This window comes from Streptomyces sp. AM8-1-1, assembly GCF_032229325.1.
Taxonomy (GTDB): domain Bacteria; phylum Actinomycetota; class Actinomycetes; order Streptomycetales; family Streptomycetaceae; genus Streptomyces; species Streptomyces achmelvichensis.
This window is the reverse complement of sequence record NZ_CP135086.1, coordinates 4,110,449-4,124,643: the sequence shown is the minus strand read 5'-3', so window position 1 is coordinate 4,124,643 and position 14,195 is coordinate 4,110,449. Positions and strand designations below refer to the sequence as shown.

Genomic DNA, 14,195 nt, shown 5'->3' with positions numbered 1-14,195 from the left:
TGGTCCGGCGGTGTGCTGTTCGCGCATACGCTACCGGCCGCTCCCCACTCGATCGGCCCGCGACGGTCAGCTGATACCCGACCGGTATCGCAATGTGCAGGTATGGGGGGCGCACGTGATCCGCATCACTTCTTGCTGTCCAGTACCGCCTGCATCACTTTCTTGGCGATCGGGGCCGCGAGGCCGCCACCCGAGATGTCGTCGCGCCGGGCCTCGCTGTCCTCCACGACGACGGCGACGGCGACCGGCGAGCCGTCCGCGGTCTTGGCGTACGAGATGAACCAGGCGTAGGGGTTCTTGCTGTTGTTCTCGCCGTGCTGGGCGGTACCCGTCTTGCCGCCGACCTTGACGCCGTCGATCTTGGCCTTCTCGCCGGTGCCGCTGTCGACCACGTTCTCCATCATCTGCTGGAGGAGCTGCGCGTTCTTCTGCGAGACCGGACGGCTCATCTCCTGCGGCTCGGTCTTGGAGATCACATCGAGGTTCGGCGCCTCGAGCTGGTCGATCATGTACGGCTTCATCAGCTTGCCGTCGTTGGCGATCGCCGCCGTGACCATGGCCATCTGGAGGGGGGTGGTGGCCGTGTTGAACTGGCCGATGGAGGAGAGCGCGTTGCCCGGCTTGTCCATGTTCTTGTCGTAGACGGACGCCGCCGCACGCACCGGGGTGTCGATCTCGGCGTTGTTGAAGCCGAACTTCTGCGCCATCTCGACCATCTTGTCCCGGCCGACCGTGTCACCGAGCTTGGCGAAGACGGTGTTGCAGGAGACCCGCAGCGCCTCGTTCAGGCTGGCGTTCTTGCAGCCCGGGTGGGAGTTGGGGAGCTTCGTGCGGGTGTCGGGCAGGGTGTACGGCTCGGGGGTGTCCGTGGCCGCGTCGATGTCGTCCACCGCGCCGTACTCCAGCGCGGCCGCCGCGGTGAGCACCTTGAAGGTGGACCCGGGCGGGTAGACCTCGCGCAGCGCGCGGTTGAGCTTGGGCTTGTCCTTGTCCTTCTCCAGCGCGTTCCACGCCTTGGCGTCCGCGTCCCGGTAGCCGGCGAAGGAGGCCGGGTCGTAGGACGGGGTGGAGGCGAGGGCAAGGATCTTGCCCGTCTGCGGGTCGATCGCCGCGACGGCGCCCTTCTTGCTTCCCAGGCCCTCGAAGGCGGCCTTCTGCGCGGCGCCGTTGAGGGTCGTGACGACGTTGCCGCCCTTCTTCGTGTCGCCGGTGAACATCGCCATCGTGCGGTCGAAGAAGAGCTGGTCGGAGTTGCCCGTGAGGATGCCGTCCTCGAGCTTCTCGATCTGGTTGGCGTCGAAGGCCTGCGAGGCGTACCCGGTCACCGGCGCCCACATGGGGCCGTTGACGTAGGTGCGCTTGTACTTGAAGTCGGTGTCGTTCGTCTCGACCGAGCCGGTGATGGGCTTGCCGTCGACGATGATGTTGCCGCGCTCGCTGGCGTACCGCTCGATCGTGATGCGGCGGTTCTTGCTGTTCGTGTTGAGGTCCTCGGCCTCGGCGTACTGGAGCCAGTTGATGCGCACGAGGAGGGCCAGGACGAGAAGGCCGCAGAAGATCGCGATCCGGCGCAGGGGCTTGTTCACGGTCGGACCACCTGGGTCATCTCGGCGTCGGGGGACGGGGCGGGGGCCGGCGCGGGACGGCGCGCGGTGTCGCTGATACGGATCAGGATGCCGATCAGCGCCCAGTTGGCGATCACGGACGAACCGCCGTAGGCCACGAACGGCATGGTCATACCGGTCAGCGGGATGAGGCCCATCACACCGCCGGCGACGACGAAGACCTGGATGGCGAAGGCTCCGGAGAGGCCGACCGCCAAGAGCTTGCCGAAGGGGTCACGGGCAGCCAGTGCGGTGCGTACGCCGCGTTCCACGATCAGGCCGTAGACCAGCAGGAACGCCATCATTCCGGCGAGACCCAGCTCCTCACCGAAGGTGGAGAGAATGAAGTCGGAGTTGGCGGCGAAGCCGATGAGGTCGGAGTCGCCCTGGCCGAGCCCTGTGCCGAGCGTGCCGCCGGAGCCGAAGGACATCAGCGCCTGGCCGATCTGCTCGCTCTGCTCCCAGGTCTTCTCCGCGAAGGGGTTGAGCCAGAACTCCACACGCTGCTGGACGTGCGGCTCGAACGAGGCGACACCCACCGCGCCGACCGCCGACATCAGCAGGCCGAAGACGATCCAGCTGGTGCGCTCGGTGGCCACGTACAGCATGATCACGAAGAGGCCGAAGAACAGCAGCGAGGTGCCGAGGTCGGTCTCGAAGACCAGGATGAGGATGGACATCGCCCAGACCATGAGGATCGGTCCGAGGTCACGTCCACGCGGCAGGTACAGGCCCATGAACCGGCGGCTCGCCAGCGCCAGGGCGTCGCGCTTCACCATCAGGTAGCCGGAGAAGAAGATCGCGATAATGATCTTCGCGAACTCACCGGGCTGGATGGTGAAGGGGCCGAGGCTGATCCAGATCTTGGCGCCGTTCACCGCCGGGAAGAACATCGGCAGGATCAGCAGGACCAGCGCCACCGCCATCGAGATGTACGTGTAGCGCTGGAGGATGCGGTGGTCCTTGAGCAGAATCAGCACGGCCACGAAGAGCGCGATGCCGATCGCCGAGTACATGAGCTGCTTGGGGGCGTCCGGGCTGAAGCTGCCGAAGAGGTTCTCGGCACGCTGGATCAGTCGCGGGGACTGGTCCAGCCGCCAGATCATGACCAGCCCGAGGCCGTTGAGCAGGGTGGCCAGCGGAAGCAGCAGTGGGTCGGAGTACTTGGCGAACTTACGCACCGCCAGGTGCGCCACACCGGCGAGCAGGCCCAGTCCGAGCCCGTAGCCGAGCACGCCGGCCGGCAGCTTGCCGTCGAGAGCCAGTCCCACGTTGATGTACGCGAACACCGGAATGACGACGGCGAAGGCGAGCAGCATCAGCTCGGTGTTGCGGCGGCTCGGTGCTTCGATCGCGCCGATCGTGGTGGTGTTTGTGACAACGCTCATGGTGGAGAGGGCCCCCTAGGCCGTTACTGCTTTCCGCAGTTCGCGGCCAGCTTCTGCTCCTCTTCCGAGAGGGTGGGGCCCGGAGTGGGAGTAGGTGCGGTCGGCTTGGTCTTGGCGTTCTGGGTGGTGGGCTTGCCGGTGGTGCCACCGGCCTCGCCCTCACCGGGCGGCGGCGTGCTCGCACGGTCGGCGGCCTCGCGGCGCTGCTCCTCCTTCTTGCAGGCGGAGGCCTGAGCGGCGAGTTCGTCGATCTTCGAGCGGGCCCGGCCGAGGCTGTCCTGCGTGATGGTGCCCTCGACCTGCTTGCGCTGGTACTCCGGCAGGTACTTGAGTTCGATCTCGGGGTGGTCCTTCTCCACCTTCGAGAGCGAGACCCATGCCAGGTCCTGGCTGATGCCCTGGTAGAGCGCGACGTGCTCGTCGTTGGAGCCGACGTAGTACTGGGTCTGCGTCCAGCGGTAGCCGCCGTACAGACCGCCGCCGACGACCGCCAGCGCGAGCACGATGAAGAACGAGCGCTTCAGCCACTTGCGGCCGCCGCGCGGCTTGACGAAGTCGTCGTCGCCGTACGTGCCGAAACTGTCCTCGGACGGCAGTCCGCCGTACCCCGCCCCGCCGCCGCTTCCGGGCGGGCCGAAGCTGCCGTTCGCCTGCGGCGGCACGGGACGGCCGAGGCCCGCCGCGCGGCCGGCGGGCGTCTGCATGGCGCCGCCGTCGTTCATCTGCAGCTGGTTCTCGGCGACCGCGCCGACGACGACCGGGGTGTCGTTGAGCTGCCCGGCCAGAGTGTCGTTGGTGTCGGTGTCGAGGACGTCCGCCACGATGCAGGTGATGTTGTCCGGACCGCCGCCGCGCAGAGCGAGCTGGATCAGGTCCTGGACGGTCTCCTGCGGGCCCTGGTAGCTGGCGAGCGTCTCTTCCATCGTCTGGTGCGAGACGACGCCGGACAGGCCGTCGGAGCAGATCAGATAACGGTCGCCGGCGCGCACCTCGCGGATCGAGAGGTCGGGCTCGACATGGTCACCGCTGCCCAGCGCGCGCATCAGCAGAGAGCGCTGCGGGTGGGTGGTCGCCTCTTCCTCGGTGATCCGGCCCTCGTCGACCAGGCGCTGAACCCAGGTGTGGTCCTGCGTGATCTGGGTCAGCACGCCGTCGCGGAGCAGGTACGCGCGGGAGTCGCCGACATGCACGAGACCGAGCCGCTGGCCGGTCCACAGCAGGGCGGTGAGCGTCGTGCCCATGCCTTCGAGCTGGGGGTCCTCCTCGACCATCAGCCGCAGCTGATCATTGGCGCGCTGCACGGCCGTACCGAGCGAGGTGAGGATGTCCGAGCCGGGCACGTCGTCGTCGAGCGTGACGAGCGTGGAGATGACCTCCGAGGAGGCGACCTCACCGGCGGCCTGGCCGCCCATGCCGTCGGCGATGGCCAGCAGGCGGGGGCCGGCATAGCCGGAGTCCTCGTTCCCCTCCCGGATCATGCCTTTGTGCGATCCGGCGGCGAAGCGCAGTGACAGACTCATGCGCACCTCGCCCGTCGGCTCGGGGTACAGCCGGTCTCGAGCCACACTGCCCACCCTCCGGTCGGGAGCCCGTCCCGGTCCGCTGTCGGGACCGCTGCGGCTCGCTCGCTCCGCTCGCGCGCTGTCATTGTCCTACTACTTCCGCAGCTCGATGACGGTCTTGCCGATGCGGATCGGCGCGCCCAGCGGAATCGGGGTCGGCGTGGTGAGTCGGGTCCGGTCGAGATATGTGCCGTTGGTGGACCCGAGATCCTCGACGATCCACTGGCCGTCACGGTCCGGGTAGATCCTGGCATGCCGGCTGGAGGCGTAGTCGTCGTCCAGCACGATCGTTGAATCGTGGGCCCGGCCCAGCGAGATGGTCTGGCCCTGCAGTGCCACGGTGGTACCCGTCAGGGTCCCCTCGGACACGACCAGCTTGGTCGGCGCTCCGCGCCGCTGGCGGCTGTTCGCCTGCTGGCGCTGCGGCGGTGGCGCAGCACTCTGGCGCGCCTGCTGCTGGGGACGGGCGTCGGCATTGCGGCGTGAGCCGCGCTGCGTGACGCGCGTACCGAACAGGTCGCTGCGAATGACCTGGACGGCCACGATGACGAACAGCCACAGAACAGCCAGGAAACCTAGCCGCATGACCGTCAGGGTCAGCTCTGACATTGCCCCCGCTTCACCCTTCGGCTTGCCGGTAAACGATGGTGGTGCTGCCCACGACGATCCGCGAGCCGTCGCGGAGCGTAGCGCGGGTGGTGTGCTGCCCGTCTACCACGATGCCGTTGGTAGACCCGAGATCCTGGATCGTCGAGGGCGTTCCGGTCCGGATCTCACAGTGCCGGCGCGATACGCCGGGGTCGTCGATCCGCACATCGGCGTCGGTGCTGCGACCCAGCACCAGCGTCGGGCGGGAGATCTGATGGCGGGTGCCGTTGATCTCGATCCAACGTCTGACTTGGGTGCCCGGCAGCGGGCCCGCGGCCCCTGCCGGACGGCGGTCCGCCGTGGGAGCGGCTCCGGGACGGCCGCCGCCCGGGGGCGGTGCGGCCGGCATCGGAGGTGCTCCGGTCGGAGGGTAGCCGTACCCGCCGCGAGCGCCACCCTGCGGGGCGACGGGGGCGGGGCCGGCCGGTGCCCGGTCGGGCGCCTGTGACGTACTCGACGCGAGCGTACGGCTGCGCACGCGGTACAGACCCGTGTCGAGGTCGTCCGCCTTCTCCAGATGGACCTTGATCGTGCCCATGAAGGTGTAGCGCTGCTGCTTGGCGTAGTCGCGGACCAGGCCCGCGAGCTCGTCGCCGAGCTGGCCGGAGTACGGGCTCAGGCGCTCGAAGTCGCCGGGGCTGAGCTCCACGATGAAGTCGTTGGGGACGACCGTCCGCTCGCGGTTCCAGATCGTCGCGTTGTTGTCGCACTCACGCTGGAGCGCGCCCGCGATCTCGACAGGCTGGACCTCGGACTTGAACACCTTGGCGAAGGTGCCGTTGACCAGACCTTCGAGTCGCTGCTCGAACTTCTTCAGGACTCCCATGAGGCACCTCCTCCGTCGTTGCCGTCCTGGTACTGCTTACTGATCGTATCCACGCGTCGGGAAATCGGCTGGTTCCCCTTGTCTGCCCCGTCGATGAGTGTCACCTCTCACACGGATCGTAGAGGCGGCCTCCTGACAGTGTCCCGCACCCGGGGTGTGCCGAGGAGGAGTGGGGGCGGCCGCTCTCCGTTCCCTGTTCCCCGGTCGCCCGTGCCAAACAAACGGATGTGAAGGCACCCTGTCCAGCGTGCTAATCTTCTGCATGTCGCCAGGGGGACGCACCGAGCCGGTGAGACCCCGAACGGCAGCACCCAATGCGCGGGTGGCGGAATAGGCAGACGCGCTGGATTCAGGTTCCAGTGCCCGAAAGGGCGTGGGGGTTCAACTCCCCCCTCGCGCACAGATGGAAGCCCCGTAGGTCATCGACCTACGGGGCTTCTTCGTGTCCGGACGGCTGCGTGTCGGCGACGGTCGACGGCGTGTCCGGCGGCGGCCCCGGTGCGGTTCGAACGCGATCGGCTTCGGGAGCGGGGGCGGGGGTGGGGGCGGCGCCGGATCCGTGGTCGAGTGCGGGCCGGATCCGTGGTCGAGCGCCGTCGGCAGGTGTGGGATACGCGACTGTGCGACGTTCGTCGCTCCCGGCCGCGACCAAAGGGGGCCGTCGGCGTGGCGGGGGATTCTCTAGGGTGCCGTCGTGAACGCGTCGACGAAGATCCGGGCCGGTGCCCGGGCGGGTTGGTCCTGGATGGCCGCCCCTGAGCTGTGGTCGCCGCGGCGGACGGCCGGTGAGGTGGTCCTCGGGCTGGTGCTGGGTGTCATGGCGGCCGGTACCGAAGAGCTGATGGGCAGCGAAGGGGCACGTCTGCTCGCCGTCGGTGCCGCCGCCACGCTGCTCTCACTGTTGCGGCGCCGGATGCCCACGCCCGTACTGCTGGTCACCGCGCTCCTTGCGCCGCTGGTGAGCGGGTTCGCGCCGCTGCTGCTGATCGTCGGCTGGTCGGCCGGGCGCCGGATCGTCGGTGCCGGGCGGGTGATGGCGGCGTTCACCGTGGCGTACGCCCTCTTCATCGGCACCACGCTGCTGGAGGGCTGGGCCCCCTCGGCGACTCTGACCCTGGTGCTGCTGTCCACGCTGTACTTCCTCGCGACGACGCTCGTGCCCGGGCTCGCCAGCCGCTACTGGACCCAGCGGCGGACCCTGCTGCACGCACTCCAGGAGCGCAACGCGCAGCTGCTGCGAGAGCGGGCGATGGTCGCCGGGCAGGCCCGGCTGATGGAGCGGCAGCGCATAGCCCAGGACATGCACGACAGCCTCGGGCACCAGCTCGCGCTGATCTCGGTGCACACAGGGGCGCTGGAGGTGGACCCGCAGCTCACCCCGCAGCAGCGGGAGGCGGTCGGCGTACTGCGGAACGCGTCCGTGACGGCCATGCACGAACTGCGCGAGGTCGTCGGCATCCTGCGGGACGGGGTCGAGGCTCCGTCGGCGCCGGTGGACGACTCGGGGCGCGTCACGCGGGGGACTGCCGGCATCGAGGGACTCGTGGAGGCTGCCCGGGCCGCGGGGAACGAGGTGGAGCTGCGTCGCGCCGGCGACCAGCGGCCGCTCGCGGCGGCGGCCGACCATGCCGCCTACCGCATAGCCCAGGAGGCGCTGACGAACGCGTACAAGCATGCTCCCGGCGCCCGGATCGACGTGGAGCTGCGTTACGAGCCGGACTCCCTCGTCGTGGAGATCGTCAGCGGGCCGGTGGACGCGGCGGTCCGGGGTGCGGTCGTCAGCGGAGGGCAGGGGCTCACCGGGCTGCGTGAGCGGGCGCGGCTGGTGGGCGGGATCGTCCATGCCGGTCCGGCGAGTGGCGGCGGCTTCCGGGTGGCGGGGATGCTCCCGTACGGCGTGGTCGAGGCCACGCCGCTCCTCGCGGCCGAGGACGATTTCCATCAGCAGTCGCCGAGGGCCGTCTACGACGACGGCGTTCCGGTCATGGACTGGAGCGTCACCGGTCGACTTCCCGTGCGCGACGGGCAGGGGGAGCCTCTGGGCGGCCAATGGGCATATCCGGGCGGGCAGTTGACCTTCCCGGGTGCCGAGGGGCGGAGCAGGGCCGGCGGGATCGCCATGGGGTGCGGGATCGCCCTGGCGGCCCTGCTGGTGCTCGGGGCCGCCGCGGTCTTCGGGCTCTTCTTCCTCGTCGGGTCGATGGACGAGGGGATGATCGACCCCGCCGAGTACCGCAGCGTGCGGATCGGGGACGACGAGGACGCGGTGCGGGACCGGCTGCCTCCCGGCGACTCGATCATGACCACGGGACTGAGCGGGAAGGATCCGAAGGAGCCGGAGGGCTCCGAGTGCTTGGTGCTGATGTCGTCGGATGTCGGGGACAGCATGGAGACCGAGCCGGTGTTCCGGTTCTGCTTCCGGGACGGCAAGCTGATCGAGAAGAAGGCGTACGACGTCGTTCGGTAGGTTCGGGGCGGTGGGTGCACGTCCCGTGGGCGTGGCCCGGTGGATGACGGGTGGTAGGTGCCCGGCGGTGGGTGCCGCTCGGTAGGTGCCGGGTGGTAGGTGTCGTTTGGTAGGTGTCGGGCGGCGGGTGTGAGTCGGTAGGCCGCGTTCGATGTCGGCCGGCGGATACGGGTGGGTGTGAAGTGGACGGGATGGCGCCGGCGGGGGTGCCCGGAGCGCCGATCCGGGTCGTCATCGCGGATGACGAGCCGCTGATCAGGGCGGGAATCCGGATGATTCTGACGTCGGACCCCGGGATCCAGGTCGTGGCCGAGGCGGCGAACGGACGCGAGGCGGTCGACATGACACGGGCGCACGGCGCCGACGTGGTGCTGCTCGACATCCAGATGCCGGTCATGGACGGCCTCACGGCGGTGGGGGAGCTGCGCAGGGCGGTCCCGACAGCACGGGTCATCGTGCTGACGACCTTCGGTGAACGGGACAACGTCCTGCGGACGCTGGAGTCCGGTGGCGCCGGGTTTCTGCTGAAGGACACCGCGCCCGCGGAGCTCATCGGAGCCGTACGGGCCGCTGCCGCCGGTGACGCGTACCTCTCCCCCGGTGCGACGCGGCACGTGGTCGACCAGCTGGCGTCCGGGCGGGCGGCTGCGCGCAGCGAGGAGGCGCGGGCCCGCGTGGCGGGGCTGAGTACCCGGGAGCACGAGGTGCTGGCGCTGCTGGGCGAGGGGCTGTCCAATGCGGACGCCGGAAAGCGGCTGCATATGAGCGAGGCCACGGTGAAGACCTACGTGAGCAGGATTCTCGCGAAACTGGAGTGCGAAAACCGGGTGCAGGCGGCGTTGCTGGCCCGGGATGCGGGGCTCGGCGGCTGAGCTGCCGGCTGCGAGGCGTGGGGCTGAGGGTCTGAGCCGTCAGTCGACTGGTTGCCGCGTGACGTGGTTCAGGACCGGTGGTGGGTGGGTGCTTTGGCCATCAGGGGGCGCGTTGGCGGGCGCGGACGTTTCACGTGGAACGTCCGCACTGACTGTTTCACGTGAAACGTCCGCTGAGGCCGGCGCCCGGGGCGCGCCCCCTGGGCTGATCAGGCAGCGAAACGCGCGGCCAGTGTCTTGCCCTTCTCCGCGGCATCGTCGAGCGCCTTGGTCTTCGAGGCGTCGGCGAGCGGGATGAACTGCGCCATCTCCGGCTTGGAGCGGGCCAGCGTCATCTCCGGAACGATGAAGTCGACCGTGGCGCCGAGCATGCCGGTGAACACCTTCTCCAGGTAGTTCTGCACGAATTCGAAATCCTCGCGCGGTGTTCCGGGGGCGTAGGAGCCACCGCGGCTGGCGACCACCGTGACCGGGGTGCCGGCCACTGGGCCGTCGGGCGTACCCGCGTTGTGGCCGACGATGATCACCTGGTCCAGCCATGCCTTGAGGGTGGACGGGATCGTGAAGTTGTACATCGGTGCGCCGATGAGGACGGCATCCGCCGCCTCCAGCTCGGCGGCGAGCTCCGCGCGCAGTTCGTTCTCGACCCCGGCAGAGACGGCCGCGAAGTCCAGGTGGGGCAGGGGTGTGGCGGCGAGGTCGCGGTAGATGACCGTGCCGTCCGGGTGCTGCTCCTGCCAGGCCTGCACGAAGGCAGCGGTGATCTCGCGGGAGGCCGATCCCTGAGGGAAGAGGGCGGAGTCGAGGTGCAGCAGCGTGGCCATGAGGTTCTCCATGAGGGGGGTAGTGAAAATCTGTGCGTACCTATGGATATCACAGTAGCTTACTTTTCATAAGTACCTAGCTTCGGCGCAGTAGTCTGGAGGCATGGCGGAACACAGCGAAGAGGCGTGCAGGCGGGTCGACGGGGGGATCGCGCGTGTCTTCGAGCTGTTCGGCAAGCGGTGGACCGGGCCGATCGTCTCCGTGTTGATGCAGCGCGCCGTGCACTTCGCGGAGCTGCGCCGGGCGATCCCGGGCATCAGTGAACGGATGCTCTCCGACCGGCTGGCCGAGCTCGCGGCCGCGGGGCTGGTCCTGCGGGAGGTCGACGAAGGACCGCCGCTGCGGGTCGCCTACCGGCTGACGGCGGCCGGGACCGCGATGGAGCCGGCCCTCAAGGAACTCGGCCGGTGGGCCGACGAGCATCTGCCCAGGGATCGAGAGGCCGGGACCTGCTAGGCCGCGTCCAGCGGTCCTGCCGGGGGGTGCTGTCCGTCGGGCTTCTGGATCAGTGCTGCCGCGGGCCCTCGACGGCGGAGTTGTAGCGCAGGAGGTAGTCGGCGAAACGGTCGAGATCCTCGGCCGGCCAGTCGGCCAGACGCTCCTGGTAGGCGGCGCGGCGACTGGCGTGTGTGGAGGCGAGCGCAGCGGATCCCGCGGCGGTGGGGTGCAGCACCTGGACGCGGTGGTCGGCCGGATCGGCTCTGCGCTCGACCAACCCGAGCTTCTCCAGTGCCGAAACCTGCCTGCTGACCGTCGACTTGTCGAGCATGTAGTGCGACGCGAGGTCGGTCGCCCGGCAGCCCTGCTGATCATGGATGTGGGACAGCAAGGTGTACGAGACGAACGGCAGCTCGGGATGGAGACGGGCGGCCGCCGCGCGGGCCCGTCGGGCGAAGGCCGTCAGCTCGCGCTGAATGGTGTCGATGGAGCTGTCCCGTGCGCGTGACATGCCGCCTCCTCGCCTTCAGTTGCACGGTACAACGTGTGGTGCGCCCGCCGGCCGCCTTGCCCGGCGCGGGATGCCCGCTCAGTCCTCCCGGGTGGTGATCGCCGCAGGCTGTGGAGTTTTCCGGGGTTATCCACAGGGGCAGACGCCCATCGGCACGCGGCGGTACGGTCAAGGGCACTTGATGTTGAAGGATCGGGACGACGGGGGCAGGACGCCATGGGTGACGCAGAGACGGTGCAGCGGACGGACACCAGCGGACTGGGGCCGGAGTCGGCGGGGACGTCCAGCGCCAAGGGCGGGGGCCGTATCCCGGTGGTGCCCGGCTTCGCCCGGCGCAAGGGCGGGCAGGGCGTCACCGGAGTCGCACCGGCCACGCGGTCGCCCAAGCAGGAGGGCAAGGCGCTGCGTGATCGGGTTCCGCGCTCCTCGCACGACTCGCTGGTGCTCGCGGTGGACCGGCCGGACGCGGTCGCCGCCGTCGAGGAGTCCAGCCGGGGCAGGGTGCCGGGGCTGACACCGATACGGGTGGGGCGGATGGCCGCCTCGCCGTTCGCCTTTCTGCGCGGCTCGGCCGGGCTGATGGCCCACGATCTGGTGGGCACCCCGGTCACCGGAGTGAGCGCCCAGCTGTGCGGCGACGCGCACGCGGCGAACTTCGGCATCTACGGCGATGCCCGCGGGAACCTGGTCATGGACCTCAACGACTTCGACGAGACCGTCGTCGGCCCCTGGGAGTGGGACCTCAAGCGGCTCGCTGTCTCGCTGGTGCTGGCGGCGCGCGTCGCCGGTGCCGACGAGGACGTCTGCCGTGCGGCCGCCTTCGACACCGTGGGCGCCTACCGGCGCACCATGCGCCTGCTGGCGCGGCTGCCCGTGCTGGACGCCTGGAACGCCATCGCGGACGAGGAACTCGTCTCCCACACGGACGCACGCGACCTCGTCGGCACCCTGGAGCGCGTCTCGGAGAAGGCGCGGAAGAACACCAGCGCGCGCTTCGCCGCCAAGGCGACGGAAGGAGTCTCCGAGGACGGCGGCGAGACCTGCCGCTTCGTGGACGCGCCTCCGGTGCTGCGGCGGGTGCCCGACGCGGAGGCCGCTGCGGTCGCCGCGTCGCTGGAGGAGTACCTGGGCACGGTGTCGGAGGACCGGCTGCCGCTCCTCGCGCGCTACGAGATCCACGATGTCGCCTTCCGTGTGGTGGGCACGGGAAGCGTCGGCACCCGTTCGTACGTGGTGCTGCTGCTCGACCACCGGGGTGAGGCACTGGTGCTCCAGGTGAAGGAGGCCCGGCCCTCGGCGCTGCTGCCGTGCCTGGAGGCCGCCGGCTTCGAGGTGCCCGAGGTGGAGCACGAGGGCCGCCGCGTGGTCTTCGGACAGAAGCGGATGCAGGTGGTCAGCGACATCCTGCTGGGCTGGACGACGGTCGACGGACGGCCCTTCCAGGTACGGCAGTTCAGGAACCGCAAGGGCAGTGTGGATCCCGCCGCGCTCACCGCCGACCAGTTCGACGACTACGGGCGGATGACCGGCGCGCTGCTGGCCCGGGCCCACTCCCACAGCGCCGACCCGAGACTCCTCGCCGGCTACTGCGGCAAGAACGAGGAGCTGGACGAGGCGGTGGCCGGCTTCGCGATGCTCTACGCGGACCGCACGGAAGCCGATCACGAGGAGCTGCTGGCGGCGATCAAGAGCGGGCGGATAGCCGCTGAGCTGGGTGTGTGACACCGGGCGCCACCACGCCCGTAGGCTGGCCGGGTGACCCAGGATGCACCCGGCGGCCGGACGACCCGGAGCGACGAAGAGCAGGACGTGCCCCCGAGGCCGGAGGCGCGGCTGGAAAAAGCCGTGTACGCGGCCGAGCAGGCGCTGATCGAGTTCGAGATCGCTCTGGAGACGTTCCGGGTGGAGGTGGAGAACTTCTCCCGGCTGCATCACCAGAAGCTGGGCCCGATGTATGCGCGCCTCGACGAGCTGGACGCCCAGATCGCCGAGGCCAAGGCCTCGGCGAGCGGTGATCCGGAGGATCTGCGCAAGGCGCAGGAGGCCCGGGCGATGGTGATGCCGATGCCCGGCGTCGACGAGCTCTTCCACAACTGGATGGACTCCGACGGCCTCTCCCCCGAGGCCGCCGCGATGCTCAACGACCAGCCCGTCCGGGCGCCGAAGCGGGTGCGGCCGAGCGAGGAGGCTCGCAAGCTCTACCGCGAGCTGGCGCGCAAGGCGCACCCCGACCTGGCGCAGGAAGAGGCGGAGCGTGCCCGCCGCGAGGAGTTCATCACCCGCGTGAACGCGGCATACGCGCTCGGGGACGTGGGACAGCTGCGCGAGCTCGCCGACGAATGGGCGGCCGGGCCGGTGCCCGAGGCCCGGCTCAGCGAGAGCGAGGAGCTCTATGCCCGGCTGGAATGGCTCTCGCAGCGCAAGGAACTGCTGGCTGCCGTGGCTCACGAGCTGGAGGAGAGCGCGATCGGCGCCATGCTCCGGATGGCTCCGGAGGACCCGGACCGGCTGCTCGAGGAGATCGCCGAGCAGCTGCTCGCACAGGTCGCCGAGCGCGAACGGGAACTGGCCGGGCTGGTGGAGTAGGTTTTTCGAGGCCGTCCGGATTCCCGCCGCGACCGCGCGTCGCGTACCTACGAGAGAAGGCATGACCCATGAATTTCGCCCCGCTGCCGTCGGTGGACGTCGCGACCGTGCCGGCCGACGGCCTGGTGCTGGACGTCCGGGAGGACGACGAGTGGGCGGCCGGGCATGTCGAAGGCGCACTGCATGTGCCCATGAGCGACTTCGTCTCGCGCTTCGGTGAGGTGACCGAGGCCGTGAGCGAGGGGCACCGGGCGTATGTGATGTGCCGGGTCGGCGGCCGGTCGGCGCAGGTCACCCAGTACCTGGTGCAGCAGGGGATCGACGCGGTGAACGTCGAGGGCGGGATGCTCGCCTGGGACGGCGCCGGGCGCCCGATGGTCACGGACAACGGATCCCCGGCGTTCGTCCTCTGAAGCGCCTCTGCTGATCCCTGGCCCGTCCCGGTGGGACCAGGCGCTCGTCTGCCGT

13 protein-coding genes and 1 tRNA gene are annotated in these 14,195 nt (G+C 69.7%); 7 read left to right on the top strand and 7 right to left on the bottom strand.

Annotation, left to right across the window (positions count from 1 at the left end; all coding sequences use genetic code 11):
- Positions 1-125 precede the first annotated feature (125 nt).
- From RPQ07_RS18565 to RPQ07_RS18545, 5 genes are all read right to left on the bottom strand, one after another.
- The gene (locus RPQ07_RS18565; RefSeq protein ID WP_313945284.1) at positions 126-1,586 is read right to left on the bottom strand and encodes a peptidoglycan D,D-transpeptidase FtsI family protein; all 1,461 of its coding nucleotides are present in this window, start codon (positions 1,584-1,586) and stop codon (positions 126-128) included.
- Positions 1,583-2,992 carry an FtsW/RodA/SpoVE family cell cycle protein gene (locus RPQ07_RS18560; RefSeq protein WP_313945283.1) on the bottom strand — a complete coding sequence of 470 codons (1,410 nt, stop codon included), beginning with the start codon at positions 2,990-2,992 and terminating at the stop codon, positions 1,583-1,585. Before RPQ07_RS18560 ends, RPQ07_RS18565 begins: the two co-directional genes overlap by 4 nt.
- A gap of 23 nt (positions 2,993-3,015) precedes the next feature.
- Positions 3,016-4,512, bottom strand: a complete 1,497-nt coding sequence (locus RPQ07_RS18555; protein WP_313945282.1) for a PP2C family serine/threonine-protein phosphatase — start codon at positions 4,510-4,512, stop codon at positions 3,016-3,018.
- 135 nt (positions 4,513-4,647) lie between these two features.
- Entirely contained in the window at positions 4,648-5,163 is a 516-nt protein-coding gene (locus RPQ07_RS18550) for an FHA domain-containing protein (RefSeq protein WP_313945281.1), read from the bottom strand.
- 10 nt (positions 5,164-5,173) lie between these two features.
- A complete protein-coding gene (locus tag RPQ07_RS18545) occupies positions 5,174-6,028 on the bottom strand; it encodes a DUF3662 and FHA domain-containing protein (protein WP_313945280.1) in 855 nt (284 codons plus the stop codon).
- Between the two features lie 316 nt (positions 6,029-6,344).
- Between RPQ07_RS18545 and RPQ07_RS18540 the strand changes: the two genes are divergently transcribed.
- The 3 genes from RPQ07_RS18540 to RPQ07_RS18530 all read left to right on the top strand — a co-directional run bounded on the left by RPQ07_RS18540 (position 6,345) and on the right by RPQ07_RS18530 (position 9,367).
- A tRNA-Leu gene (locus RPQ07_RS18540) sits at positions 6,345-6,428 on the top strand.
- Between the two features lie 345 nt (positions 6,429-6,773).
- Positions 6,774-8,495, top strand: coding sequence for a sensor histidine kinase (locus RPQ07_RS18535; RefSeq protein ID WP_313948943.1), 1,722 nt, complete (start codon positions 6,774-6,776; stop codon positions 8,493-8,495).
- A 191-nt stretch (positions 8,496-8,686) separates the two neighbouring features.
- On the top strand, positions 8,687-9,367 hold the full coding sequence (locus RPQ07_RS18530) for a response regulator transcription factor (protein ID WP_413777751.1): 681 nt from the start codon (positions 8,687-8,689) through the stop codon (positions 9,365-9,367).
- A 209-nt stretch (positions 9,368-9,576) separates the two neighbouring features.
- On the opposite strand, the gene RPQ07_RS18525 is transcribed toward RPQ07_RS18530, so the two are convergent.
- Complete coding sequence (locus tag RPQ07_RS18525; RefSeq protein WP_313945279.1) at positions 9,577-10,191, bottom strand: FMN-dependent NADH-azoreductase; 615 nt, start codon at positions 10,189-10,191, stop codon at positions 9,577-9,579.
- A 103-nt stretch (positions 10,192-10,294) separates the two neighbouring features.
- Between RPQ07_RS18525 and RPQ07_RS18520 the strand changes: the two genes are divergently transcribed.
- The gene (locus tag RPQ07_RS18520; protein ID WP_313945278.1) at positions 10,295-10,648 is read left to right on the top strand and encodes a helix-turn-helix domain-containing protein; all 354 of its coding nucleotides are present in this window, start codon (positions 10,295-10,297) and stop codon (positions 10,646-10,648) included.
- A gap of 49 nt (positions 10,649-10,697) precedes the next feature.
- Here RPQ07_RS18520 and RPQ07_RS18515 read toward each other — a convergent pair whose 3' ends face one another.
- The gene (locus RPQ07_RS18515; RefSeq protein ID WP_313945277.1) at positions 10,698-11,141 is read right to left on the bottom strand and encodes a MarR family winged helix-turn-helix transcriptional regulator; all 444 of its coding nucleotides are present in this window, start codon (positions 11,139-11,141) and stop codon (positions 10,698-10,700) included.
- Positions 11,142-11,357: 216 nt separating this feature from the next.
- Here RPQ07_RS18515 and RPQ07_RS18510 point away from each other — a divergent pair, with 216 nt between their 5' ends.
- From RPQ07_RS18510 to RPQ07_RS18500, 3 genes are all read left to right on the top strand, one after another.
- On the top strand, positions 11,358-12,863 hold the full coding sequence (locus tag RPQ07_RS18510) for a DUF2252 domain-containing protein (protein ID WP_313945275.1): 1,506 nt from the start codon (positions 11,358-11,360) through the stop codon (positions 12,861-12,863).
- A gap of 33 nt (positions 12,864-12,896) precedes the next feature.
- Entirely contained in the window at positions 12,897-13,727 is an 831-nt protein-coding gene (locus tag RPQ07_RS18505) for a hypothetical protein (protein WP_313945274.1), read from the top strand.
- A gap of 68 nt (positions 13,728-13,795) precedes the next feature.
- Positions 13,796-14,140 carry a rhodanese-like domain-containing protein gene (locus RPQ07_RS18500; protein WP_313945273.1) on the top strand — a complete coding sequence of 115 codons (345 nt, stop codon included), beginning with the start codon at positions 13,796-13,798 and terminating at the stop codon, positions 14,138-14,140.
- Positions 14,141-14,195 lie beyond the last annotated feature (55 nt).